The organism is Quadrisphaera sp. RL12-1S (assembly GCF_014270065.1).
GTDB lineage: Bacteria > Actinomycetota > Actinomycetes > Actinomycetales > Quadrisphaeraceae > Quadrisphaera.
In genome coordinates, this window is the sequence record NZ_JACNME010000003.1 from 359,927 (window position 1) to 384,373 (window position 24,447).

19 protein-coding genes are annotated in these 24,447 nt (G+C 74.9%); 10 read left to right on the forward strand and 9 right to left on the reverse strand.

The features are described 5' to 3' along the window. Positions 1 to 51 precede the first annotated feature (51 nt). The 3 genes from H7K62_RS07910 to eno all read right to left on the reverse strand — a co-directional run bounded on the left by H7K62_RS07910 (position 52) and on the right by eno (position 2,643). Positions 52 to 585 carry a DUF501 domain-containing protein gene (locus tag H7K62_RS07910; protein WP_222437291.1) on the reverse strand — a complete coding sequence of 178 codons (534 nt, stop codon included), beginning with the start codon at positions 583 to 585 and terminating at the stop codon, positions 52 to 54. Between the two features lie 5 nt (positions 586 to 590). Further along, positions 591 to 1,229: an FtsB family cell division protein gene (locus tag H7K62_RS07915; protein ID WP_186717371.1), complete on the reverse strand. Its 639-nt coding sequence runs from the start codon at positions 1,227 to 1,229 to the stop codon at positions 591 to 593. A 136-nt stretch (positions 1,230 to 1,365) separates the two neighbouring features. Beyond that, the gene (eno, locus tag H7K62_RS07920; RefSeq protein ID WP_186717372.1) at positions 1,366 to 2,643 is read right to left on the reverse strand and encodes a phosphopyruvate hydratase; all 1,278 of its coding nucleotides are present in this window, start codon (positions 2,641 to 2,643) and stop codon (positions 1,366 to 1,368) included. 174 nt (positions 2,644 to 2,817) lie between these two features. On the opposite strand from eno, the gene H7K62_RS07925 reads away from it, so the two are divergent. Beyond that, positions 2,818 to 3,216 carry a phosphomannose isomerase type II C-terminal cupin domain gene (locus H7K62_RS07925; RefSeq protein ID WP_186717373.1) on the forward strand — a complete coding sequence of 133 codons (399 nt, stop codon included), beginning with the start codon at positions 2,818 to 2,820 and terminating at the stop codon, positions 3,214 to 3,216. 115 nt (positions 3,217 to 3,331) lie between these two features. On the opposite strand, the gene H7K62_RS07930 is transcribed toward H7K62_RS07925, so the two are convergent. The 3 genes from H7K62_RS07930 to H7K62_RS23665 all read right to left on the reverse strand — a co-directional run bounded on the left by H7K62_RS07930 (position 3,332) and on the right by H7K62_RS23665 (position 8,101). Then, positions 3,332 to 4,789 (reverse strand): sugar transferase, encoded by a 1,458-nt coding sequence (locus H7K62_RS07930; RefSeq protein ID WP_186717374.1) that lies wholly within the window; start codon positions 4,787 to 4,789, stop codon positions 3,332 to 3,334. Positions 4,790 to 4,955: 166 nt separating this feature from the next. Further along, entirely contained in the window at positions 4,956 to 6,602 is a 1,647-nt protein-coding gene (locus H7K62_RS07935; RefSeq protein ID WP_186717375.1) for a hypothetical protein, read from the reverse strand. A 245-nt stretch (positions 6,603 to 6,847) separates the two neighbouring features. Continuing rightward, entirely contained in the window at positions 6,848 to 8,101 is a 1,254-nt protein-coding gene (locus tag H7K62_RS23665; protein WP_186717376.1) for a glycosyltransferase, read from the reverse strand. 289 nt (positions 8,102 to 8,390) lie between these two features. Here H7K62_RS23665 and H7K62_RS07945 point away from each other — a divergent pair, with 289 nt between their 5' ends. Together H7K62_RS07945 and H7K62_RS07950 are read left to right on the forward strand one after the other, a co-directional pair. Then, positions 8,391 to 10,856: a cell wall-binding repeat-containing protein gene (locus tag H7K62_RS07945; protein WP_186717377.1), complete on the forward strand. Its 2,466-nt coding sequence runs from the start codon at positions 8,391 to 8,393 to the stop codon at positions 10,854 to 10,856. Positions 10,857 to 11,006: 150 nt separating this feature from the next. Next, the gene (locus H7K62_RS07950; RefSeq protein WP_186717378.1) at positions 11,007 to 12,314 is read left to right on the forward strand and encodes an MATE family efflux transporter; all 1,308 of its coding nucleotides are present in this window, start codon (positions 11,007 to 11,009) and stop codon (positions 12,312 to 12,314) included. A 377-nt stretch (positions 12,315 to 12,691) separates the two neighbouring features. Here the strand turns inward: H7K62_RS07950 and H7K62_RS07955 are convergent, their stop codons facing one another. Both H7K62_RS07955 and H7K62_RS07960 read right to left on the reverse strand, forming a co-directional pair. Then, on the reverse strand, positions 12,692 to 14,068 hold the full coding sequence (locus H7K62_RS07955; RefSeq protein ID WP_186717379.1) for a hypothetical protein: 1,377 nt from the start codon (positions 14,066 to 14,068) through the stop codon (positions 12,692 to 12,694). Continuing rightward, positions 14,065 to 15,141: a glycosyltransferase family 2 protein gene (locus tag H7K62_RS07960; RefSeq protein WP_186717380.1), complete on the reverse strand. Its 1,077-nt coding sequence runs from the start codon at positions 15,139 to 15,141 to the stop codon at positions 14,065 to 14,067. The genes H7K62_RS07955 and H7K62_RS07960 overlap by 4 nt, the downstream gene beginning before the upstream one ends. Before the next feature lie 224 nt (positions 15,142 to 15,365). Between H7K62_RS07960 and H7K62_RS07965 the strand changes: the two genes are divergently transcribed. Then, on the forward strand, positions 15,366 to 16,286 hold the full coding sequence (locus H7K62_RS07965) for a hypothetical protein (RefSeq protein ID WP_186717381.1): 921 nt from the start codon (positions 15,366 to 15,368) through the stop codon (positions 16,284 to 16,286). Positions 16,287 to 16,341: 55 nt separating this feature from the next. Here H7K62_RS07965 and H7K62_RS07970 read toward each other — a convergent pair whose 3' ends face one another. Further along, entirely contained in the window at positions 16,342 to 17,490 is a 1,149-nt protein-coding gene (locus H7K62_RS07970) for a glycosyl hydrolase (protein WP_186717382.1), read from the reverse strand. 417 nt (positions 17,491 to 17,907) lie between these two features. Here H7K62_RS07970 and H7K62_RS07975 point away from each other — a divergent pair, with 417 nt between their 5' ends. From H7K62_RS07975 to H7K62_RS08000, 6 genes are all read left to right on the forward strand, one after another. Further along, positions 17,908 to 18,864, forward strand: coding sequence for a glycosyltransferase (locus H7K62_RS07975; protein ID WP_222437236.1), 957 nt, complete (start codon positions 17,908 to 17,910; stop codon positions 18,862 to 18,864). Positions 18,865 to 19,064: 200 nt separating this feature from the next. Continuing rightward, on the forward strand, positions 19,065 to 20,090 hold the full coding sequence (locus H7K62_RS07980) for an NAD-dependent epimerase/dehydratase family protein (protein WP_186717384.1): 1,026 nt from the start codon (positions 19,065 to 19,067) through the stop codon (positions 20,088 to 20,090). Next, positions 20,087 to 20,638 (forward strand): dTDP-4-dehydrorhamnose 3,5-epimerase, encoded by a 552-nt coding sequence (gene rfbC / locus H7K62_RS07985; protein WP_186717385.1) that lies wholly within the window; start codon positions 20,087 to 20,089, stop codon positions 20,636 to 20,638. Before H7K62_RS07980 ends, rfbC begins: the two co-directional genes overlap by 4 nt. Beyond that, positions 20,635 to 21,927 (forward strand): NAD(P)H-dependent oxidoreductase, encoded by a 1,293-nt coding sequence (locus tag H7K62_RS07990; RefSeq protein WP_186717386.1) that lies wholly within the window; start codon positions 20,635 to 20,637, stop codon positions 21,925 to 21,927. The genes rfbC and H7K62_RS07990 overlap by 4 nt, the downstream gene beginning before the upstream one ends. Positions 21,928 to 22,003: 76 nt before the next feature. After that, positions 22,004 to 23,242 (forward strand): glycosyltransferase, encoded by a 1,239-nt coding sequence (locus H7K62_RS07995; protein WP_186717387.1) that lies wholly within the window; start codon positions 22,004 to 22,006, stop codon positions 23,240 to 23,242. Between the two features lie 7 nt (positions 23,243 to 23,249). Beyond that, a complete protein-coding gene (locus H7K62_RS08000) occupies positions 23,250 to 24,353 on the forward strand; it encodes a glycoside hydrolase family 26 protein (protein WP_186717388.1) in 1,104 nt (367 codons plus the stop codon). Positions 24,354 to 24,447: the final 94 nt, after the last annotated feature.

Consider the following 24,447-nt stretch of genomic DNA (forward strand, 5'->3'; position numbering starts at 1 on the left):
CTCGAGCACGGTTCCGGAATTCAACGATCACGGCAGGGGCGCTCGAGCCCGTCAGGCGCAGGGGCCCTCGGCCCACCACTCGCCGAGCGCCTCACGCACCTCGTCGCCCAGCGGGTTGGTGCCCGGGCCGGCCGCCAGGGCGTGCCCCAGCAGCGCGTGGAGGCACTTCACCCGCGAGGGCATCCCCCCGGCCGAGACCCCGGCGATCTCGGGGACCTCCCCCAGCTGCGCCTCCAGCACCGCGCGCCTCGCGAGGTAGTCCTCGTGCGCCGCCCGGTAGGACGCCGCGAGCTCGTCGTCGTCCTCGAGGCGCGCCGCCATCTCCCGCATGAGGCCGGAGGCCTCCAGGGTGCCGACCAGCGACGCCGCCCTCGGGCACGTCAGGTAGAAGGTGGTGGGGAACGGCGTGCCGTCCTCCAGGCGCGGCGCGGTGGCCACGACGTCGGGACGCCCGCACGGACAGCGGTGCGCGGTGCTGGCGGCGCCCCGCGGGGGCCTGCCGAGCTGGCGCCGCACGGCCTCCCGGTCCTGCTCGGACAGCCCCGCCGGCTCCGGTGCCGCGGGCTGCCCGCCCGGCACCTCCAGGCCGCTCACGGCGCCGCCGGGGTGGTCGGGGCCGACGGGGTCACCTGCGGCGCCGCACCGGTCGGCGAGGCGATGTCCGCCGGGGTGACCGACGGCGTCGGCGCGGCCGCGCCGCCGTCCAGGCCCAGCCCGGAGCGCACGCGGTCGAGCAGCGAGGTCGGACCGGGCGTGGCGGTGGCCGTCGGCGAGACGGCCGCCGAGCTGGGCGCCGGGGACGGCGCGCCGAGGACGGCGTAGCCGGTCTCGCCCGGCAGCACGTACCCGAAGCGGGCGCGCGCCTGGGCGGTGGCGTAGGCGGGGTCGTCCCAGCGGGCGGACTCGGCCTGCAGGGCCGCCACCCGCTGCTCGCGCGCGGTGATGTCGTCCTGCAGGGCGCTGAGCTCGGAGCGCTGCTCCGCGTAGGCGCGCACCGGGCCGAGCAGCGACGCGGCCGCCACGAGGCCCACGGCCACCAGCGCCGCACCGCGGGCGGTGAGGCCGCGCGCCCGCCCGGTGGTGTCCGGGTCGGTGGTGCGCGGGCGCGCCGCGGGCGCGGGGCGGCTGCTCACGGGCTCGCCGGGGGCGCGGCCGGGACGGCGGCGCAGCCGGACGCCGGGTCGGCTGCCGGCTGCCGCGCTCCGGGAGGAGGGTCTGGCGGGGGCCACGCCCTCCAGTCTCTCAGCCGCGCGGGCATGCCGGCGGCAGGTCGGTGCCCCCGCGCGGGGTGGGCACCGCCCAGCACGGGCGAGGCCCCCGGGAGCGCGGTGCGCTCCCGGGGGCCCCGTCAGGGCCGGTGCTGCCTCAGGCGCTGAAGCGCGGGAAGGCGCTGCGGCCGGCGTAGCGGGCTGCGTCGTCCAGCTCCTCCTCGATGCGGAGCAGCTGGTTGTACTTGGCCACGCGCTCGGAGCGGGCGGGCGCACCGGTCTTGATCTGGCCGCAGTCGGTGGCGACGGCCAGGTCGGCGATGGTGGTGTCCTCGGTCTCGCCCGAGCGGTGGCTCATCATGCAGCGGTAGCCGCTGCGGTGGGCCAGGGCCACGGCGTCGAGGGTCTCGGTGAGGGTGCCGATCTGGTTGACCTTCACCAGCAGCGCGTTCGCGGCGCCGCTCTCGATGCCGCGCTGCAGGCGGGCGGGGTTGGTGACGAACAGGTCGTCGCCGACCAGCTGCACGCGGGAGCCGAGCGCGGACGTGATGGCCGTCCAGCCCTCCCAGTCGGACTCGTCCAGCGGGTCCTCGATGCTGACGAGGGGGTAGTCCTCGACGAGCTTCGCGTAGAACTCGATCATCTGCTCGCTGGTGCGGCCCTGCTTCTCGAACGTGTACGTGCCGCCCTCGTGGAACTCGGTGGCGGCGACGTCCAGCGCGAGCGCCACGTCGGTGCCCAGCGAAAGCCCCGTGGCCTCGACGGCCTGCGCGATGAGGTCGAGCGCGGCCGCGGTGCCCGGCAGGTCGGGGGCGAAGCCGCCCTCGTCGCCCAGGCCGGTGGGCAGGCCCTGCTTCTTCAGCACGGACTTCAGGGAGGCGTAGACCTCGGCGCCCTGGCGCAGCGCCTCGCGGAAGGTCGGCGCGCCGATCGGCGCGATCATGAACTCCTGCACGTCCACACCGGTGGTGGCGTGGGCGCCGCCGTTGATGATGTTCATCATCGGCACGGGCAGGGTGTGGGCGTTGGGGCCGCCGACGTAGCGGAACAGCGGCAGCGAGGCCGACTCGGCGGCCGCACGGGCCACGGCGAGGGAGACGCCGAGGATGGCGTTCGCCCCGAGGGCGCCCTTGTTGTCGGTGCCGTCCAGGTCGATCATGGCCTGGTCGAGCAGGCGCTGCTCGGACGCCTCGAACCCGACGACCTCCGGGCCGATGGTGTCGAGGACGGCGGAGACCGCGCCCTCGACGCCCTTGCCGCCGTAGCGGCTGCCGCCGTCGCGCTTCTCGACGGCCTCGAACGCGCCGGTGGAGGCGCCCGAGGGCACCGCCGCGCGGCCGATGGTGCCGTCGTCGAGGGCGACCTCGACCTCGACGGTGGGGTTGCCTCGCGAGTCGAGGATCTCGCGGGCGCCGACGGCCTCGATGCTGGCCACGGGCGTGCCTCCTGGAGTGGTGGGACGTGCTGCGCTCAGCGCACCGGTCGGCCCGACCCTAGCCGGACGGGCGACCCCCGATCGGGGCGGATCCTCCGCACGGGCTTCATCCGGTGCGCCCGACCCTGCACACTTCTGTGCAGGCTCGTCCCCGACCGCCCACCAGGAGGCCACATGAGCACGCCCACCGCCGAGTCCCTCGAGGCGGACCGCCGCGACGCCGTCTTCGTCGCCGAGCGGCCCTGGGGCCAGTTCCAGCAGTTCGTGCTCAACCAGGTCTGCACCGTCAAGGTCATCACCGTGGAGGCGGGCCACCGGCTGTCGCTGCAGAAGCACGGCGAGCGCGACGAGATGTGGCAGGTCCTCGACGTCCCCCTCGACGTCCAGGTCGGCGACAAGCAGTGGACCGCCGAGGTCGGGGAGATCGTCTACACCCCCGCCGGCTCCCTGCACCGCCTGGGCAACTCCGGCACCCGGACCGGGCGCATCCTCGAGATCGCCTTCGGCCGGTTCGACGAGGGCGACATCGAGCGCCTCCACGACGACTACGCGCGCCCCGAGGTCGACGCCTGAGCGCCTCCCTCCCGCACGCGGAGCGCCCCGCCACCTTCCTCGGGTGGCGGGGCGCTCTGCGTGGAGCTGGAGCCCTCCCGGGACGTCCCACGAACGTCCCGGGGCGGTCAGGAGGTCAGGAGCCGGGGTGGCGGAACAGCGCACCGACGGTGCGCAGCAGGATCTTGGTGTCCAGCCACAGCGACCAGTTCTCGATGTAGTGGTTGTCCAGCATGATCCGCTCGGAGATCGAGGTGTCCCCTCGCAGCCCGTGCACCGCGGCCAGCCCGGTCAGCCCCGCCGGGACGCGGTGGCGGCCGGTGTAGCGGGGGATGTGGGAGGAGAACTCGTCCACGAAGTGGGGCCGCTCGGGGCGCGGGCCGACGATGGACATGTCACCGCGCAGCACGTTCCAGATCTGCGGCAGCTCGTCCAGCGACGTCACGCGCAGCACCTTGCCCACCGGGCCGACGCGCTTGTCGTTGCTGATGTTCCACTGCGTCTGCTGCTCGGCGTCGTTGACGGGCTTCATCGAGCGGAACTTCAGCATCGTGAACGGGCGCCCGTCCAGGCCCACGCGGACCTGCTTGAACAGCACCCCCGGTCCGCCCTCCAGGCGCACCGCGGCGGCGATGGCGGCCATCACCGGTGCTGCGAGCACCAGCAGCGCGCCGGAGAAGGCGATGTCGAAGGCGCGCTTGACCTTCCACGCCGGGGTGCGGAACGCCGCGCGGCGCACCCGCACCAGCGGCATGCCGTGGACCTGCTCCATGTCGCCGTTGACGTGCTGCAGCTCGAACAGGCGCGGCACGAAGAAGAACTCGCACTCCAGGCGGTCGCAGGTGCGCAGCACCTCGACCAGGTCGGCCTCGCGGATGCTGGAGAACGCCACCACCACCACGTTGATGCGCTGCTCCTCGATGACGGCCGCCAGGTCGTCCACCGAGCCGAGCCACGTCACGCCCATGGTCTTGTCGGTGTGGATCGGGAACGGGTCCAGCACCGCCACCGGCAGCAGGCCGGCCTCGGGGTGGTCGTGCAGGCGGTCGAGCAGCGCGGCACCGACCGTGCCGGCGCCCAGCACGAGGGTGCGGTGGGCGATGATCCGCTTGCGGCGGGCGTACCGCACCAGCGCCAGCGCGACGGCGCGGAAGAAGATGATCGCCAGGGCGAAGACCACCGCCCGGCGGAAGACGTCCAGCGCGAGGACGTCGGGCCAGCGCAGCTTGACCACCACGAGGGTGAGGACGAAGGCGCTCGAGCAGGCCACGAGGATGCCGGGCAGCTGGTCCAGCACCGAGGCGGTGAGGTGGGACTGGTACAGCCGCTGGGCCGCGAGGGACAGGGCGACCATCAGGGTCATGCAGACCTCGAGGGTGTCCCCGTGGTAGCTGACCATCCACGACAGCGCCCAGGCGGCGACGTCCGCCACGAGCAGGATCGCCGACATCGACAGGAACACGCCCTGCCAGCCCCGGCGGCGCTCCGGGAGCTGGGTGCGGGACCTGAGGTCCGCGGTGTGGCTGCTGAAGACGTCCGCGTCGCCCGTGCCGGCCTGTCCTGCAACCGGCTGTCTGCGTCCGCTGATCGTCACTCGTCGCCCCCCTGGTCGATGGTGTTGTCCGCGCCAGGCTCCTTCGCCGACCCGCTGTGGCCACCGCAGAGTCTGGACGCCCGCACCGGCCCCCGTCCAGCCGATCGTGGAGAAAACAGGCCCGAAAGGGTGGAACGGGCGCTCTCCGCCCGTTCCACCCGCCCGGTCAGGACTTGCTCGGCTCGGCCGGCGCGAGCCCGGCGGAACCGCCCGCCTTCTGCGGCGGAGGAGTGCTCGAGGACGTCCGCGGCGCGGACGGCGCGGCCGGCCGGAGCGCGGCTGGGGCGGGCCCCTCTCCGACGGCGGGACCCGCCGCCGGGGTGCTGGCGCCGGCCCCGCTGCGCGGTGCGCGCGACCTGCGGCCCTTCTGCGTCACGACGACGCCGTCGAGGGAGCGGCCGGCCACCGACAGGCGGTCCTGCAGCTCGTCCCACGAGGCGGACAGCTGCGCGGCCGGGCGGTCCGAGCGCACCACCGCGACGGACGTGGCGGCGGCCCCCAGCACGGCGAAGGCTCGCGGGCTGCGGGCCAGCGGACCGGCGGCGACCACCACGAGGTCGTGCTGGGCGGACAGGCCGTCCAGCACCTCGCCGAGGGAGTCGCCGTGCAGCAGGCCGGCGTCCAGGACGCCCAGCGAGGCGCGCCCCGGCAGGTGCGACAGCGCCGGGACGGGCGCCAGCGCGCCCGGGGGCAGCGAGCTGCCGGTGGCGCGGGCCGTCAGCGGCGCCGGCGCCACGGGCAGACCGCTCGCGTGCACCAGACCGGCCTCGTCGTCGGCCGGTGCCAGGACCAGCACCGAGCGACCGTCGCGGGCGGCCGCGGCGGCCAGGGCGAGGGACACCTCGGCGGTCGCGTCACCGGTCTGCAGGCCGGTGACCAGCACCGGGCCCTTCGGCCGGCCGGCGGAGAGGTACTTCAGCGACACCAGCGGGGCCAGAGCCTCGGCGACCGGCTGGTCGCGGCGGCCCGTGACCGGCACGACGCCGAGCAGCGGGACGCCGGAGCCGCGCACGAGGCCCTCGACGTCCTCGCGGGAGCGGCCGCGGCGCCAGATGGCCACGGCGCTGGCGACGAGCGCGGCGAGGACGGCGCCGATGAAGCCGTTGCGGGCCGGCTTGGGCTCGGTGGGCGAGGTGGGCGCCACGGCGGCGTCGACCGAGGCCACGTTGTCGCCGTAGGCGGCGGCGCGGCTCTGGATGAGGCCGGCCTGCTGCGCGCCGGTGGAGTTGACCTGGCGCACCGCGGTGGCGGCGTTGGCGTCCCCGGCGGGCGCCCCGGCCGCTGCGGCCTCGGCGGCGGCCTGGGTGGCCTTGGTGTTGTTCTCGACGGCGCTGGTGGCCTGGGTGGTCACCTGGGCCTTGATGGCCGCGCGGTACGCCGAGACCACGGCGTTCGCGCGGGCCGCGGCCTGGTCACCGGTGGTGCCGGTGGCCGTGACGGTGAAGGCGTCGCTGGCCGTGGCCGGAGCCACCTTGACGTCGTCGAAGAGCTCGGCGGCGGTGGCGCTGACGCCCTGGGCCTTGGCGGCCTCGGACATCACCGCGGTCGAGGTCGCCACGGCCACCTGGTTGGCCAGGAAGCGCTCCGGGTCACCGCCGTTCTGCTGGTCGCCCAGCGCGCTGAACGGCTGGGTGCTCTGCAGCACCACGGTGGACTGGGCCTCGTAGCTCTTGGGGGTGAGCAGGCTCAGCTCCCAGGCGGCCACGCCAACCACCACGACGGCGATGACGATCCACTTCCACGACCTCCTGAGCGCGGAGAAGACCACGGAACGACCCGCCGGCTCGTCGGCCCTCGGCTCCAGCTCCGACATGCTTCTCCTACCCATCGACGACGCGGACATGGAAGAACGGTGCCGGAGGGGTTCCCGGCTCCACAGGTGCAGTTGATCCAGCAGGGTGAACGCGAGCTGCACGGCCACCCGTGTGCCCGCCGTTCCCAGCCCAGGCGCAGGTCAGCGGACTACACCGCCCTCCGAGCGACCTCCGCGCCGGCTGTGGGGCTCCTGCGAGTCCGCAGGGTGCGCAGGCTCGGTGGCGGAGGTGCCCGGTTCCGAGCCTACTCCCGGACGGGCCCCCGGCCGAGCGCGTCGACGGCCGCGGTGAGCGGCGCCACGGCCGCGCGCCAGCTGTGGTCGGTGCCCACCGCGTGCGCCCCGGCCGCGCCCAGCGCCGCTGCGCGCTCGGGGTCGAGCAGCAGGTCGGCCACCTCGCGGGCGAGGTCGGCGGGGTCGTCGGCCACCAGCACGCCGCGACCCACCAGGTCCTCCAGGCCCTCCGCGCCCACGGTCGTGGCGACCAGCGGACGGGCCGCGGCGAGCGCCTCGAGGATCTTCAGGCGCGACCCGCCGCCGGCGAGCAGCGGGGCGACGGCCACGCGCGTGGCCGAGTACCAGGGCTCCAGGCTGTCGACGGTGCCGGTGACCACCACGGACTCCCCCGCCAGTGCCTGCACCGCGGGCGCGGGGTTGCGCCCCACCAGCTGCAGCCGCGCCTGCGGGACCCGCTGGAGCACCAGGGGCCAGACCTCGCGGGTGAACCAGACCGCGGCCTCGACGTTGGGGGTCCAGCTCATGAGGGCCACGAAGCTCACCACCGGGTCCACCGCCGGCGGCAGCGGGGCCGGCTCGTCCCAGGCGTTGGGGACGACGACGACGCGCTCGTGGCGCGCGACCCGCGCCAGCGCCTGCTCGTCGACGGCGCTGGTGACCGCGACGACGTCCGCGTGGCGCCCGGCCTCGACGCGGCGCAGCGCGCGGGCCTCGACGGCCCAGACGAGCTTCTTGAGGCCCGTCGTCGTGGCGGCCACCCGCTGCGCGAGCACCGACTCCACGTTGTGCATGTCGAGCACGCGCACCGCTCCGCGCAGGCGCCGCGCGAGCGGCAGCAGCTGCACGTGCTCCACCACGAGGAGGTCGGCGGCGGGCAGCGACAGCGCGAGGCGCTCCAGGGCGCGGTCGTAGAAGCGCGCCGAGCTCAGCGACCCGCTGCGGGCCAGCCCGAGCGCCAGGTCCACCGGGTGGCGCCGCCAGGGCGCGGTGACCACCTCGAAGCCCTGCGCGCGCAGCCCCGCGGCGTCCTCGTCGGCGCCGCTGAAGGCCACCACGGTGACGGGTCCGCGCTCGAGCAGCGCCCGGCACACGCCGAGGGTGCGCCGCTTGTCACCGCTGTTCGGCGGCCACGGCAGGAACTTGGCGACGACGGTGCTGCGCAGGATCGCTCCTCGGTCGGGGTGGTGCGGGGCCGTGCTGGGTGGTGCTGGGTGGTGCTGGGTGGTGCGGGGTGGTGCTGGTCCTCCCCCAGGGTGGCGCACTCCCCCGGACCGCCGCTCGCCTACACCACGGACGGAGCACGAGCGGGTCCGACGCGCCGAGCGATCACGGCCGATTTCGTGCGCGTTGGTCCGTTTTCGCCCGCGACCACCCTCGGTGCGTCCACGATGGCGCTGCGCCACCGGTTCGGGCTCCTCCGTCCGGGTGACCGACACCGTGGTCGCACAAGTGCCGACGCCGCACCGCCGACGTCTTGCACGACCGGGCAGCTCGGACGGCGCGCCCGGAACGGCCCCGGCCGCTCCTGCCACCGAAGCACCTGGAGACCGCATGTCGACGCACCGCGCTGATGGAGCCACCGGCCGCCGCGCCCGACCCCCGCGCCGGCGCCGCCGCCTGGCCTGGGCCTCCGCGGTGTCGCTGACCGTCGCCACGGCCGTCGCCGCCACCCTCGTGACGCACGGCGGGGGCGACCTGCCCGGGGTGGCCGGTGTCGTCGGCGCGGCCACCGGCGCCGTCAACTCCGACGCCGGCAGCGGCCTGCCCGCCGTCGGGACGCTCGGCGCCACCGAGCAGGTGGCCGTGGTCACCACCGACAACGGCGTCAAGCGCGTCACCGGTGACGACCGCGTGGCCACCGCCATCGCCGTCTCCCGGGACAGGTTCCCCTCCGGCTTCCCGACCGCGGTGCTGGCCAGCGCGGACGACTTCGCCGACGCCCTGGCGGGCTCGGCCCTGGCCGACGCCGTCGGCGCGCCGCTGCTGCTGAGCGGGCGCGCGGGCCTCGACCCACGCGTCGCGGCCGAGCTGCGCGACCACCTGGCGAAGGGCGGCTCGGTCTACGTGCTGGGCGGGCCGAAGGCCCTGGCCCCGGCCACCGACGACGCCGTCACCGCCTCCGGCGGCGAGCCGGTGCGCCTGGCCGGCAAGGACCGCTACGCCACCGCCGCCGTCATCGCCTCGCAGGTGGCGGAGGAGAGCCCGACCGGGCAGTGCGACGCGCTGCTCGTGACCGGCCAGAGCTTCCCCGACGGTGCGGCCGCCTCCGGCGTGGTCACCGCGCACCGCCCCCTGCTCTACACGATGGGCGACGCGATGCCGTTCGCCACGCGCGCCGCCCTGGCCGCCTGCACGAAGGCCGGCAGCACCGCCACCGCCGTCGGCGGTCCCGCGGCGAAGGCCGCCCAGTCGGCCGACCTCCCCGCCGGCGTGGAGCTGGAGTCCGTGGTGGGCAAGGACCGCTTCGAGACCTCCGCCAAGCTCATGCAGCTGGCCGTCTCCGGCGAGCAGGCCGCGGCCGCGAAGGTCGAGACCACGCGCGACGCCGAGGCCGGCGACGCCTCCGAGCTCGCCGACGACGACGCCCCCGCGGACGGCGGCCAGGCGCCCGCCGCCGCCTCGCCGTCGGCGTCCGCGTCGTCGTCGTCCTCCCCGTCCTCCTCCGCCTCGGCGTCCGCGTCGGACCCGGGCCAGCAGGACGCGCAGTACGCCGCCTCGGTGCGCGCCGACGCCAGCACCGGTCCCGTGGTGCTGGCCAGCGGCGCGGACTACGCGGACGCGCTCGTCGGCGGCACCTACCACCGCCCGGTGCTGCTCACCGAGGCGAGCACGCTGCCCGACTCGGTGGCCGACGCCATCCACGCCGCGTCCTCGGACGTGCGGGGGGTGCTCGTGGTGGGCGGTCAGCGCGCGGTGTCCGACGTCACCGCCGACGACGCCGCCCAGATCGCCTCCGGCGTCGCCCCGGCCGCGGTGAAGGCCAAGCGCCCCGCGGCGTCGCCGTCGGCGAGCGCCACGGCCAGCCCGTCGAGCAGCGCGAGCCCGTCGACCAGCTCGGCGGGCACCCCGTCCGCCAGCGCGCCCGCCGGAGCGCCCGCCGGTGCGGGCGGTGGCGGCGGCGGCGCGATCACCGGCGCCGGTGCCGGCCAGTGGTTCTCCGGCGCCTCCGGCACCGGCGTCAGCGACGGGAGCTTCGCCAAGTGGCGCGGCAGCGACCTCGGCATCGTGGGCACCTGGTCGGACAACAACTCCGCGATGGTGGAGGCCTGGGCCATGCAGCCGGGCCAGGAGTTCGGCTCCTGGCAGGGCAACATCGACATCGCGGTCGGGGCCATCGGCGGCGGCGAGACGTGGCAGGCGGCCTCCACCGGCGCCTACGACGCCCGCTGGCGCCAGTCGCTCACCAAGATGAAGACGCTGTGGGGCAACAAGCCCGGCACGGTCTACATCCGCTTCGCCCACGAGATGAACGGCAACTGGTACGACTGGAGCGTCAACTCCGGCAACAAGGACGCGTTCGTGGCCAGCTGGAAGCGCTACCGCGCGCTGCAGCAGGAGATCTTCCCCAAGTCCAAGCTGGTCTTCTCGGTGAACCGCGAGTCGGTGAACTCCGGGTTCAACTGGACGCAGTCGTTCCCGGGCAAGCAGTACGTGGACGTCCTGGGCGTCGACTACTACAACCAGTACCCCTACGCAGCGAACCTGCAGGACTTCAACGGCGCGCTCGGCGCCAAGGACGGCTACGGCGCCCCGAAGGGCCTGCAGGCCCACCTCGACTTCGCCAGGAGCGTCGGGCTGCCGCTGTCGGTCAACGAGTGGTCGGGCATCTCCGAGAACGGAGACTCCCCCGGCTTCATCCAGGGCATGCACGACTTCTTCGCCAAGAACGCCGGCTCCGGCCCGGGCCAGCTGCTCTACGAGGTGCAGTTCAACTGCGACATGGGCGGCGGCAAGTTCATGCTCTACAAGGGCGGGAACATGCCCCAGTCCGCGGCCATGTACCAGAAGCTCTTCTGAGCCCGCTGACCCGCCGCTGACCTGCACCTGAGCGGCTCCGCGGGAGCCGCTGGGCCGCCTGGGCGACGCCCCCCGACCGGACCACCCGGTCGGGGGGCGTCGCCGTGCGCACCGCCGCGGGCACCCGGGTGCCGCAGGTACCGTCCTGCGGTGACCTCCCCCACCCCTCCGCTCGTGGTGCCGCCCACGCGCCGCCAGCAGGTGGTCAAGCTGCTCGGCCGCGCCGGCTGGACCACCGGCGACCAGGTGCTGGTCAGCCTCACCAACATGGCGCTGAGCGTGCTGGTCGCACGCTCGCTGAGCCAGGAGGGCTGGGGCGCCTTCTCGGTGGCCTTCGCCGTGTACTCGCTCGTCATCGGTGGCAGCCGGGCGCTGATCAACCAGCCGCTCGTCGTCCGCTACACCGGCGAGGGCGACGACCGCTTCTTCGAAGCAGCTCGTGCCAGTGCAGGAGCCGGCATCCTCCTCGGCGCCGCCGCGGGCCTCGTGACCGCCGTCGTGGGGCTGCTCACCACCGGCGTCTCCGGTCTGTCCCTCATCGTCATCGGCATCCTCCTGCCCGGCCTGCTCCTCCAGGACCTGTGGCGGCTCGCCTTCATCGCCGAAGGACGTCCGGCTCGCTCCGTCAGCATCGACGCCGTCTGGGCTGTGACCCAGCTCGCCGTCGCGGCGGCCATCATCGCCACGGGCAACGCCAGCGCCACGGCGCTCCTGCTCGCCTGGGGCCTCACCGCTCTGCTCTCCGGCCTCGTCGGAGGACGCCTGTTCGGAGGTGGCCCACGACTGCGCTCGGCGCTGCCGTGGATGGCCCAGCAGAAGGACCTGGTCAAGTATTACCTGGCCAGCTTCCTGTCCGTCCTCGGCGCGAACCAGGCGACCATCCTGCTCATCGGAGCGATCGGGTCGCCGGTCATCGTCGGCGAGCTGCGGGGCGCGCAGGTCGTGCTGGGACCGCTCAACCTCATCGGGTACGCGCTCGCGGCGTTCGCCACTCCCGAGATCGCTCGGCGCAACCTCAGGGGCCGCAAGGCGCTAGCGGTGGGTCTCGCCCTCTCGGCGGTCATGGTGATTGCTCAGCTCGGCTACGGCCTGGTCATGCTCTCGATCCCCAACAGCTGGGGAGAGCTCGCCTTCAAAGCCAACTGGGACGGTGCCCGCGGGGTGCTGGGCGCCTCACTGGTCGGCCTCGTGGCCATCGGCGCGGGCTTCGGGGCGAGCACTCTGCTGGTGGCCCTGGGCTTCGCCAAGCAGACCTTCTGGACCAACCTCGTGCTCGGTCCGGCCCTCATGGGCTTCGGGCTGCTGGGCCTGCACCTTGGTGGCGCGTACGGCGCGGCCCTGGGGCTGTCGCTGGCCCAGTGCGTGGTCACACCCATTCAGTGGATCATGGTGATCCGCCTGATGCGCCGGCACGGCTCGGGCGACGACCTCGCCGCTTCCGAGGCCGCCACCGCCTGAGCCGCCCCCGCCCCCCCGGGCAGGGGCGCGCGCCGACCAGCGTCGACCACCAGACCGGCCCCCCTCGTGACCCTGTGCTCTGCGCACGCCGCAGCGTCAGGTCCTCCCGGAGCGCCAGGCTCCTGAGGCCACGACCGGTCCCCCGGACCTCACGGTGCGGGCGGACCTGGCGCTGGCACCCTGCCCGCCTGCCGCCCCGCACGCGAGCCCCCGGACCTCCGTGCCGCACCCCCGCCCGGCAGGTGACCACGGTCAGGTGCGGACGCACCGGCCCAGCGCGCCCGGACGCAGCTGACCGCGGTCACCTCCGGAGGTGACCGCGGTCAGCTGCGTCGAGGGGCCGGGCCGCGCGGGGGCGCGCGGGGCCGCTCAGCGGGTCACGACGACGACGGCGCGAGCTCGGCCGGTGGCGCGCTGCGCGCCTGCTGCCGGCGCAGCACCACCCGGCGCACCACGTCACCGCCGCCGATGCTGGAGAGCAGCCACACGAGGTAGGCCGTCTGCGGCTGCAGCAGCGCTCCGGAGAGCACCAGCACCATGGCCAGCATCGCCACCGGCAGCACGGGCAGCGGAGCCCGGTCGAGCACGGCGAGCACGAGGAACAGCAGGACGAGGCCGCCGGCGATGAGCCCGTACTCGAAGAACAGCTTGGGGATGACGCCGTAGAGCACGTCGTCGCCCCCGCCGTAGCGGTTGGAGGCCAGCAGGCGCTCGGTCATGCCGGCACCGGCACCGACGACGTTGCGCTGGGTCTCGGCCGCGAGGCCGCGCAGCACCTCGGTGTACGGCGAGACGAAGCGCGCGTAGCCGCTGGAGCCGGGCTCGGACAGCTCGTCCCGCCGGCTGAGCAGCGTGTCCGCCACGGGGGTCGCGAAGACCACCAGCACGCCGATGGCGCCGGCCAGCAGGTGCGCGGGCCGGACCAGCTTGGGGGCGCGGGCGAGCACCACGAGGCCGCCGACGGCCAGCAGCACGACGCCCGTGCCGGACACCGCGGAGGCGACGCCGGCGAGCAGCACCGCCTGCTTCCACGCGCGGGCGCCGATGACCAGCCCCACGAGCACCGCCAGCGCCGCGTACTGCGAGAGGAAGGACGGCTCCAGCAGCACGAACGCGTTGGCCTTGCGGATGGGGTTGCCGTACCCGAGGGGGTTGTCGAAGTTGTAGAAGGGCACGATCCAGCCGGTGGGCACCCAGTCCTTGAGGTAGTCCGTGAAGCTCCACACCCCGACGACCTGGCTGACGAACTGCACCACGCCGACCACGGACAGCACGAGCATCGTGCCGACGAAGGCCCGGGCCGCCGCCACCACGACGTCGCGGCCGGCCCGGCCGCCGGTGCTGAGCACCCACGGCAGGTAGACCACCACCAGCAGCAGGTACGAGGTCAGCGAGAAGTCCAGGCCGGCGATCGCGACGTAGGCGGTGGTGGCCAGGGTGGCCCCGACGGCCAGGAGGTACAGCTCCCCGCGGAGCCTGTCGATGCGGAGCACGCCGCGGAAGAGCATCACCGCGGAGAACGCGTAGGCGAGCGGGATGCCCACCGAGATCGCGACGTCCTGGCCCGCCGGCACGCCGATGCGGTTGGTGAGCACGAGCAGCACCGTGAAGACGCTGACGATGCGCAGGTCCGTGCGGGTGGGACGGACCTCGTCGACGGGGTGCAGGTGGGGCGCGGCGTCCTCGGACCGGGTTGGGCGCGCGGCCGCCGGGCCCCGCACGGCCCGGGCCAGCGCCGCCGCGGTGGCGCTCACGCGGCGCGCCCGGACCGGGCGGCGCGGCGCAGCAGCGAGCTCACGCCCCGCCAGAACCCCACGCCCCAGCCGACCTGCATGGCCGCCAGCGCCAGCGGGATCGCGGCGCGGTCGGCGTCGGCGGGCGCCGACCTGCCGATGCGCGAGCCGACGGCTGCGACGCCGGCGGCGTAGGGCGCGACGGCGACCAGCGCGAGGCCCGGTCGGCGCAGGCCGAGCACGGCGGCACCGGCGAGGTAGGCGACGAGCAGCGGGGGCGCCAGGTGGCGCAGCTTGAGGCTGCCGGGGTGGCGCAGCGCGACGCCGGGCTTGCCGGTCCCGTAGCGGCGGTACTGCTTGTACAGCGCGCCGACGGTCTCGCGGGAGTCCCAGTCGATGGCCAGCGCCGGGTCGAAGAGGATCTCGCCGCGTCGGCGCAGCCGCTGGTCGAACTCGAAGTCCTCGTTGTTGGCGATCTCGGTGTCCCAGCCGCCCAGCTGGCGCACCAGCTCGGTGGGGTAGCAGCCGAACGGCACGTGGTCGACCACCTGCTCCTGCGTCCCCCAGTGGTAGGTGGACCCGCCCACCGCCAGCTTGGAGTTCAGGACGGCGGCCACGGCGCGCCCGACGGGCGTGCGCCCGACGGCCGTCTTGCGGCCCCCCACCGCGGCCCAGCGGCCCTCGCGCAGCCGCTCCACCGCATGGGCGAGGTAGCCGTCGCTGATGGTGGAGTGCGCGTCGACGCGGACCAGCCAGCGGCCGCGGGCGCGGGCGAGGCCGGCGTTCAGGCTCACCGGGATGGACGGGACCGGCTGGTGCACCACCACCACGCGCGGGTCGCGCTCGGCCAGGGCCTCCAGCAGCTCGGTGGTGCCGTCGGTGGAGCCGTTGTCGACGACGACGACCTCGAAGTCGACCCCCTGCTGCGCCAGGACGGATCCCAGGCAGCGCTCGATGGAGCCGCGCTCGTCCCGGGCGGGCACGAGCACCGTGACCTCGACGGTCGGTGCGGCCGCGCCGGGCTGCGGGGTGGTGGCGCCCTGCGCTCGGGGTGCCGGTCCGCCCGGGGGGGCGGTCTCGGTCAGGGCGCTCACGCGCACCTCCTCGGTGGAGACGGGGATCAGCGGAGAATCTACGCGGCTGCGCCGTGGCCCGTCTGCCGCGAACGGCCCGGTCGGGTGACGCGGCCCTGCCGCAACGTCAACCTCTCGGCCGAGGGACGGTACGGTCGACCCGGGGCACGCAGGCGTGCTCGGACTGACCCGCGGCCGGGTCCTACGCACCGGCCGAACCGAGAAGGCCCGAGGAAGGACTGCACGTGGCGCTGAGGGTGGTGTACCGCTCCTGGGGCGGTGAGAACGAGAAGGACAGGCCCGAGGGCTACAGCAAGCTGACGTGCCTGCTCTCCTTCCTGCGCGCGGCGCAGGCGGCCCGCGCGGACGTCGTCTTCCTCAACGACGGACCGGTGGCGGCCGAGCTGCGGGCCCTCATGGACGGCGCGGGACGCGTGGTGGAGCTGGACGGCGCCGGCATGCGCGGCTCCTACTGGGGCGCCATCACCCTCGCCGTCGACTCGGACTGGTCCGACGACGACGTCGTGTGGTTCAGCGAGGACGACTACCTGTACCACCCGGAGGCCTTCACGGCGCTGGTCGCGGCGGCGGACGGCCCCGAGTCCGTGCCGGCGCAGTACTTCGGCCTGTACGGCTCCACGCCCGACCGCACCGTGCACGGACCGGACGAGCCGCCGTCGGAGCCGCCGCCGGGCTGGGTGCAGCTGGGCCCGTTCCGCAGCGAGGGCCGCGACTGGGTCCGCATCCAGAGCACCACCTCCAGCCTCGGCGTGCGCCTGGGCGCGCTGCGCGAGGACAAGGGGATCTTCCGGCTCTGCATGGTCCCCCACAAGAACATGCTGCGCGACCACGACACCTGCGTGGTGGTGCAGGGCTTCAGCCCCTACCGCCCGTACGACCTGCTGCACCCGCTGTACGAGCGCGGGCGCAGCCTCAAGATGCGCGTGCGCGACGGCCTCATCCTGCCGTTCCTGCTGGCCACGGTGGTGCGAGCGCTCAGCCGCCGCCCGAGCCGGCGCCGCACGTTCCTCGCGGTGGAGCCGAACCTGGCCACCCACCTGGAGGAGATGCGCATCGCCACCGGGACCGACTGGGACGCCGTCTCGGCCCAGGCGCGCGCCTGGGGCGTCGAGCGCGGGCTGGTCTCGGACCGCGCCAGCGCCTGACGGACCACTGCCACGAGGGCCCCGTACCAGCTGGTCCGGGGCCCTCGTCGTGGGGTCACCAGGTGAGGCTGGTGTACATCGCCTGCGACTGCGGCATGCGGGTGCCCCGGCCGACCAGGAGCCACTGGTCCGGGACCTTCTCGCCCTGCATCACCACGTTGAACTGCACCTCGTACAGCAGCTGGCCGGCGCCGGTGCCGCCGTGGCGGCCGAAGAACTCGTTCATGCGCCGGACGAAGACGGGCAGGTCACCCTCCTCGGCGTTGCCCGACCACTCCGAGACGGCCAGCGGCAGGCCCACGCTCTTCGCGAAGTCGAGGTGCCCCTGCAGGCCCTTGGGGGCGCCCCACTCGTCGCGCAGCACCATCGACGCCTCCCAGCCCGCGTCGGAGCCCACGGAGGGGAACTGGTTGTAGTAGTCGACGCTCATGACGTCCACCTGGCCCTGGCCCGGGTACAGCGTGCGCCAGTCGAACCCGGCGTCACCCGCCTTCGCGTCCCGCACCGACTCGCGGTTCAGGCACATGACCAGCTGGGCGGCGGGGAAGACCTCCTGCTGGAGGGCCCGGTAGCGGCGCCAGGCCGTCTTGAAGTCCTCGACCTCCTTCGAGCGGACCCGCCAGCCGTACCAGTTGCCGTTCAGCTCGTGGGCGAACCGGAGGTACATCGTGGCCGTGCGGGTGCCCCACGCCTCGCGGAGCGCGGTGAGCGACTTCCGCCAGCGGCCGTCGTAGGCGCCCCGCGCGGCCCGCGCCCAGGACTCGCCCTCCGCGGAGTCGATGGCACCGACCGCCACGTCGAGCGGCTTGGTCCAGCTCGAGTACTCCGCGCCGGGCTGCAGCGTGTACAGCGCCAGCATCGCCTCGTTGTTGTCGAACCACGTGGCGGAGACGTCGAGGTCCTTGCCGCGGGCGGCGGCGTAGGAGCCGTCGGCCACGCCCTCCCCCGCCGCTCCGGACATCCACGGCGCGGGCGCGACGGCGGTCTCGGTCGGCGAGGGCGCCGTGGCGGGGGTCTGGCCGGGGGCCTCGGCGGCCGTCTCGTCACCGGCGCCGAGCACGCGCACGCCGGTCCAGGCGGCCAGGCCCGCCGCGGCGAGCGCGCCCGCTCCCAGGCCGAGGGCGCGGCGGCGGGAGGGGTGGTGCGGCTCGGGCGGCGAGGAGGCCGCGGGCCTCTCGGACGTGGACGGCGGCGTGGCGGCCATCGGTGGGATCCCCCTGGTCTGCGGGTGCGGGTGCGGGTGCGGGTCTGCGGGTGGTGCTGCTGGTCGGGGTTCGCAGCGACGCGCCGGGCGGACTGGCGGTGCTGCGGCGGGGCGGGTCGGGGACGGCGGTCCCTCGGAGCCGCTCGCGCGCTCGAGGGCGCAGGAGCTGCGCTGGCGCGGGCGGGGCTCGCGCCGAGCGCGGCGCCGCGTCCCCCCATGGTCGCCCACCGGGGGCCGAGCGGGCGACCCGCCACGGCGGGACCAGGGCACCCACTCCCCGTCTCGCGTAGCGTTCGGCGCGCGGTGGGGGTTCCCGCAGCCCCGCGACGGTCCCCAGCGCTCCGCCGATCGGGTGGCCGCTGTCACGCAGCGCCCCCGGACGACCGCATCCCGCCCGGCAGGCCCCTTGGAGGACCGGTGCCCCCCCAGACGTCGCAGCCCGACCCGCTCACCACCCTCGAGGGGGTGGAGCTGGTGGTGGTCGCCTACCGCAGCCGCGCCCAGGTCGAGCAGATGCTGGCCGGGCTCCCGGCGGACCTGCCCCTCGTCGTCGTCGACAACTCCGACGGCTCCGACGGGCTGCGGGGCGTGGTGGAGGCGCGGCAGCACGGGCGCTACCTGGCCGGCGGTGGCGTGGGCTTCGCCCGCGCCGCCACGCGCGGGGCCCTGAGCTCCACCGCGGAGGTGGTCCTCTTCGTCAACCCGGACGTGCGCCCCACCCCCGCGCACCTGGCGGCGGTGGTCGCCGACGTCCGCGCCGACCCGGCGCTGGCCGCCAGCGCCGCCTGCATCGTCGACGCCGACGGGCCCGAGGCGGGCAGGCCCCAGATCGGCTGCGGCGGGTGGGAGCCCACGGTCCGCCGCGTGGCCGCGCACGCGGCCGGGCTGCACAAGCGGCTGCCCACGGCGGGGGTGTACGCCAAGCCGCTGGCCAACCAGCCGCTGCGGGTGGACTGGGTCAGCGGCGGCTGCATGGCCGTGCGCCGCGAGGTGTTCGAGCGCCTCGGCGGGTTCGACACCGACTTCTACGTCTACAACGAGGACATGGCCTTCGGGCGCGCCGCCCGCGCCGCCGGCCTGCACGAGGTGCTGCGCACCGACGTGCTCGTCCCGGGGTCCAGCGGCGGCTCCGGGGCGCCCAGCCTCGAGATGATGCGGCTGCGCGGGGCGTCGATGGCCCGCTACGTGCGCAAGCACCACGCGCTGGCGCCGGCCCTGGCCATGAGGGCTCTCACGGCCGCCGGCTACGCCGTGCGGGCCGCCGAGCAGGTGGCGAAGGGCGACCGCCGGCGGGCGCGCGAGCACTGGGCGTACGCGGTGGGCGCGGCGACGGCGACGGCGACCGTCGGCGGGCGCGTCGTCACGCGCGGCTGACGCCCGCAGGACGCCACGGGGCTGCCGGACGGTCGCCCGGAGCGCCGCAGGTCAGCGGCGCCGGGCGCTCCGGCAGACGTGTGACGCGCGGACCCGCGCTCACCCGTCCGCCCCACCGGAGCGGCGAGACGTCCGTCACGGCCCGTTAGCGTGGGCGCCGATCTGCACGACGAACCACGACACGCGGGGGCCGCAGCACCATGAAGATCCTTGTGACCGGCACCGAGGGCTACCTGGGCTGCCTCCTGGCGCCGCTCCTGGTCGAGGACGGCCACGACGTCACGGGCCTGGACACCGGCTACTACAAGCACGGCTGGCTCTACAACGGCGTGACCAGCACGGTCGCCACGATCGCGAAGGACATCCGCGACGTGCAGGTCGAGGACCTGCGCGGCTTCGACGCCGTGGTGCACATGGCCGAGCTGAGCAACGACCCGCTGGGCGACCTGCTGGGCGAGGTCACCTACGACGTGAACCACAAGGGCTCGGTGCGCCTGGCCACCGTGGCCAAGGAGGCCGGTGTCGGCCGGTTCGTCTACATGTCGAGCTGCTCGGTGTACGGCGTGGCGGACGGCACGGTCGACGAGACCAGCCCGGTGAACCCGCAGACCGCCTACGCGATCTGCAAGGCGCGCGTCGAGCGCGACGTCGCCCCGCTGGCGGACGAGACCTTCGCCCCGACCTTCCTGCGCAACGCCACCGCCTTCGGCGCCAGCCCGCGCATGCGCTTCGACATCGTGCTCAACAACCTCGCCGGCCTGGCGTGGACCACGGGCAAGATCGCCATGAACAGCGACGGCACCCCGTGGCGCCCGCTGGTGCACGGCCTGGACATCGCCCAGGCGATCCGCCGGGTGCTCACCGCGCCGGTCGAGGCCGTGCGCGGCGAGGTGCTCAACGTCGGCTCGGAGGAGCAGAACTACCAGGTCCGCGACATCGCCGAGAAGGTCGCCGCGGCGTTCCCGGGCTGCGAGCTGAGCTTCGGCCCGCCCAGCGCGGACAACCGCTCCTACAAGGTGAACTTCGACAAGATCAAGAAGGTCCTGCCGGACTTCGAGTGCCAGTGGGACGCCGCCCGCGGCGCCCAGCAGCTGCACGACGTCTTCGAGGCGATCCAGCTGGACGAGGCCACGTTCAACGGCCGCGGCCACACCCGCCTCAAGCAGCTCGAGCACCTGCTGAGCACCGGCCAGATCGACGCAGAGCTGTTCTGGACCAGCAAGTGAGGATCGAGACCACCCCCATCGCGGGGGTGGCGATCGTCCGCATCGAGCCGCACACCGACGAGCGCGGGTTCTTCGCCCGCTCCTTCGACAGGGCGGCCTTCGCCGAGGCCGGGCTCGACACCGAGCTCGTCCAGGCGAACATCTCCTTCAACAGGCGGGCCGGCACGCTGCGCGGCATGCACTACCAGCTGCCCGTGGCCCCGGAGGCCAAGCTCGTGCGCTGCACCCGGGGTGCGCTGCTGGACCAGATCGTGGACGTCCGCCCGGACTCCCCCACGTACCTGCAGCACGTCTCGGTGGAGCTGACCGCGGACAACCACGTGGCGCTGTACGTGCCGCCGATGTTCGCCCACGGGTTCATCACCCTCGTGGACGACACCGAGGCCACCTACAACGTCTCCGCGCCCTACACCCCGGGCGTGGAGCGCGGCCTGCGCCACGACGACCCCGACCTCGGCCTGTCCTGGCCGGTGCCGGTGGCCGTCATCTCCGACAAGGACGCCTCCTGGCCCCTGCTGGCCGAGAACGGCGGAAAGGCCCCTTCGTGATCATCACTGACAGCGCCCTGGCGAAGCGGCAGCGCGAGGGCCGGCCCATCCGGGTCGGCATGGTCGGCGCCGGCTTCCAGGGGCGGGGTCTGGCCAACCAGATCATCAACAGCACCCCGGGCATGGAGCTGGTGGCCGTCGCCAACCGCACCGAGGCCAAGGGGCTGCGGGCCTACGAGGAGGCCGGGGTCGCCGCGAAGGTGGTCGACTCCCGCGCCGAGCTCGAGCGGAGCATCCGCGAGGGGACCCCCGCCGTCGTCGCCGACGCCCTCGAGCTGGTCGCGGCCGACGGCGTGGACTGCGTCGTCGACGTGACCGGCGCCGTCGAGCACGGGGCACGGGTCACCCTCGCGGCGCTGGAGGCCGGCACGCCCGTCGTGACGATGAACGCCGAGCTCGACGCCACCGTCGGCCCGGAGATCGCCCGCCGCTTCGCCGCGGCCGGCGTGATGTTCACCGGCGCCGACGGCGACCAGCCCGGCGTGACCGTCAACCTGCTGCGCTTCGTGCGCGGCATCGGCCTGACCCCGCTGGTGGCGGGCAACATCAAGGGCCTGCAGGACCCGTACCGCACCCCCACCACGCAGCAGGGCTTCGCCGAGAAGTGGGGCCAGGACCCCTGGATGGTCACGAGCTTCGCGGACGGCACGAAGATCTCCTTCGAGCAGGCGATCGTCGCCAACGCGTGGGGCATGACGGTGCCGCAGCGCGGCATGAACGGCTGGGACCACCGCGGCCACGTGGACGAGCTCACCTCCCGCTACGACGTGGAGGAGCTCAAGGCCAAGGGCGGTGTCGTCGACTACGTCGTCGGTTCGAAGCCCGGCCCCGGCGTCTACGTGCTCGCCACCCACGACGACCCGAAGCAGCAGCACTACCTCAACCTCTACAAGCTGGGTGAGGGACCGCTGTACTCCTTCTACACGCCGTACCACCTGTGCCACTTCGAGGTGCCCACCACGGTGGTCCGCGCCGTCGACTTCGACGACGCCGCCCTCGTGGCCGCCGGCGACCTCAGGGTGGAGGTGCTCACCACCGCCAAGACCGACCTGGCGGCGGGCACCACCATCGACGGCCTCGGCGGGTACCACGTGTACGGTCAGGCCGAGGACGCCACCACCGCCCGCGAGCAGCGGCTGCTGCCGCTGGGCCTGGCTCCGGGCTGCACCCTGAAGGTCGACGTCCCGAAGGACGCCGTCATCACCTACGACATGGTCGAGGTGCCGTCGGGGCGCCTCGTGGACGAGCTGCGCGCCGCGCAGGACGCCCGCCTGGCCCCGCTGTCCTGACGACCCGAGCACGTCCGGCCCCCGGACCGCACCCCGGTGCGGACCGGGGGCCGCGCCGTCCGCCAGAGTGGTGCCTGTGAGCGACGCTGCCGGGGCGGCGCCCCGACCCCCTCGCACGCTGCTCGTGGCCGACGCGCTGTTCCGCACGGGCGCCACGCGCGTGGTGCTCTCGCTGCTCGAGCAGTGGGGACCGCGCGGCGGCCAGCTGGCGGTCCTGCAGGACCCCGCGGACGCCTCCCTGCTCACGCCCGGGCCCGAGGTCCCCGTGGTGCGCCTGGCCGCTCCCGGGCAGCGGCTGCGCGCTAGCGGTCTGAAGTCCCTGGTGCGCCTGGTCGCGCTGGCCCGCCGCCACGAGGTGGTGCTGGCCACCTCCGAGATCGGCCCGGGGCTGGTGGCGGCGTGGCTCGCGGCCCGCCTGGCCCGGCGGACGTTCGTGGTGTCCGTGCACGCCGACCTCGACGACGCCCTGGCCGAGTGGGTGCCCCGGCCGCTGCGGCCGCTGCTGCGCCTGGTCCACCGCCGCGCCGACGCGGCGGTCTGCATCGACGCCGGCGTGGTCGCCCCCGTGCTGGCCAACGGCCTGCCCCCGGAGCGCGTGCACGTGGTCCGCAACGGCGTGGACCTGGCGGCCGTGCGCGCTGCGGCCTCAGCGCCGGCGCTGCTCCCCTCCTCCCGGGAGGACGAGAGCGACGACGGCGGCGCTGCCGCCCCGCGGGTGCCCGTGGTGGTGGCCACGGGGCGCCTGGCGCCGCAGAAGGGCTACGACCTGCTGCTGCGCGCGCACGCCGACGTCGTGCGCCGGGTCCCGCACCGCCTGCGCGTGCTCAACGACGGCCCGGAGCAGGAGGCGCTGCAGTCCCTGGCCGCCGAGCTGGGCGTCACGGCCACCGTCTCCTTCGAGGGCGCCGTCGACGCGCCGCTGCCGCAGGTCGCGCACGCCGACCTGTTCTGCCTGCCGTCGCGGCACGAGGGGCTGCCGCTGGCACTGGTCGAGGCGGTGGCCCTCGGTGTGCCGTGCCTGGCCGCGGACAGCAGCGCGGGGGTGCGGGAGGTGCTCGACGGTGGCCGCACCGGGGAGCTCGTCCCGGTCGAGGACGTCGACGCGCTGGCGCGGGCGCTGGAGCGCCACCTGCGCGACCCCGCCCCGCTGCGGGACAAGGCGCTCGCCGGACTGCGGCACGTGGAGCAGTTCGACGTGACCGGCATGGCGGCCGGGTGGGCGCGCGCCCTGCGCGCCGCCGCGGACGCGGCCCGCGGTGTCCGTTCCACCCCGTCCGCCCCCCTTCGTCCCCCCGTCGTCCCTCCTGGGGGATGATCGGGGGGTGACGAACCACCCCCACGGCAGCCCCGGCAGCCCCGGCACCGCTGGCGGCGGGGCACCGGCCGCGTCCCGCCGCGCGGTGCTGGCGGGAGCTGCCACGGCGGTCGGGGGCGCGGTGCTCGGGGCCCAGGTGGCCGCCGCGACACCGGCGCGGGCCGTCACCACTGGCCGGCCCGCCGCCGCGGGGACCTCGCTGCTGCAGAGCGCCGCGAGCGGGCTGCCGTTCATGCTCGGCGCCGCCGGCGACGGCGTGGCGTCGGGCGAGTACGAGCGCCTGCTGGGCCGCCGCCTCGACCTCACGGCCACCTGGGCCGACAGCCCGTGGGCCAGCACCCACCTGCCCGTGCTCCAGCCGGGCGGTGAGCTGGCCGGCTGGACGCGGGCCCTGGACGTGTCGGTGGGGGCCTTCGGCGCCGGCACCACCTGGGCGCAGGCGGCGGACGGCGCGTGCGACGAGACCTGGACCGCGTCGTTGGCGCTGCTCGCCCGCCTGAGGGCGGGTGCCTCCGGCACCACGTTCATCCGCTTCGCCCACGAGATGAACGGGAACTGGTACCCGTGGAGCGTGCGGGCGGGCGAGGTGGGCGACTTCCAGCGGGCCTGGCAGCGCTACCGGGCCCTGCAGCAGCGGCTGTTCCCCGCCGCGCGGCTGGTGTTCTCCCTCAACCACAACACCGTCGGCCTGGACGCCGACAGCTCGGTGCTGCACCCCGGCGCCGGCCAGGCCGACGTGCTCGGCGTGGGCTACTACGACCGCTACCCGTACCTGGCCACCGCCGCGGACTTCGCGGGCTGGCTGCCGGCGCGCGACCGCTGGGGCGGCCCCGCCGGGCTCGACGCGTTCCGGGCGCTGGCGGCCTCCTGGGGGCTCCCGCTGGCGCTGCCGGAGTGGTCGCTGTGCGCGGACGGCTCCGGCGGTGACGCACCCGAGTTCGTGACCGCCCTGCACTCCTGGCTGCTCGCCCACGCGGGATCGGGAGCCGGTCAGGTGCTGTACGCCTGCCAGTTCGGCGTCAGCTCCGGGTTCGGGGGCGCCTTCACGCTGCTCCCTCCCGACCGGCTGCCGCGGGCGTCGGCGGAGTACCGCCGCCTCTTCGGCGCCTGAGCCACCCTCCGGCGGCACCGACGACAGCGCCCGGCCGGCCCCTCGCGGGGCGGCCGGGCGTCGTCGGTGCTGCCGGCGGGTCCGCTCAGGCCGC

Coding starts and splice junctions, on each gene's coding strand:
- H7K62_RS07925 (WP_186717373.1), top strand. CDS start 2,818: ATGAGCACGCCCACCGCCGAGTCCCTCGAGGCGGACCGCCGCGACGCC.
- H7K62_RS07935 (WP_186717375.1), bottom strand. CDS start 6,602: ATGTCGGAGCTGGAGCCGAGGGCCGACGAGCCGGCGGGTCGTTCCGTG.
- H7K62_RS07945 (WP_186717377.1), top strand. CDS start 8,391: ATGTCGACGCACCGCGCTGATGGAGCCACCGGCCGCCGCGCCCGACCC.
- H7K62_RS07970 (WP_186717382.1), bottom strand. CDS start 17,490: ATGGCCGCCACGCCGCCGTCCACGTCCGAGAGGCCCGCGGCCTCCTCG.
- H7K62_RS07980 (WP_186717384.1), top strand. CDS start 19,065: ATGAAGATCCTTGTGACCGGCACCGAGGGCTACCTGGGCTGCCTCCTG.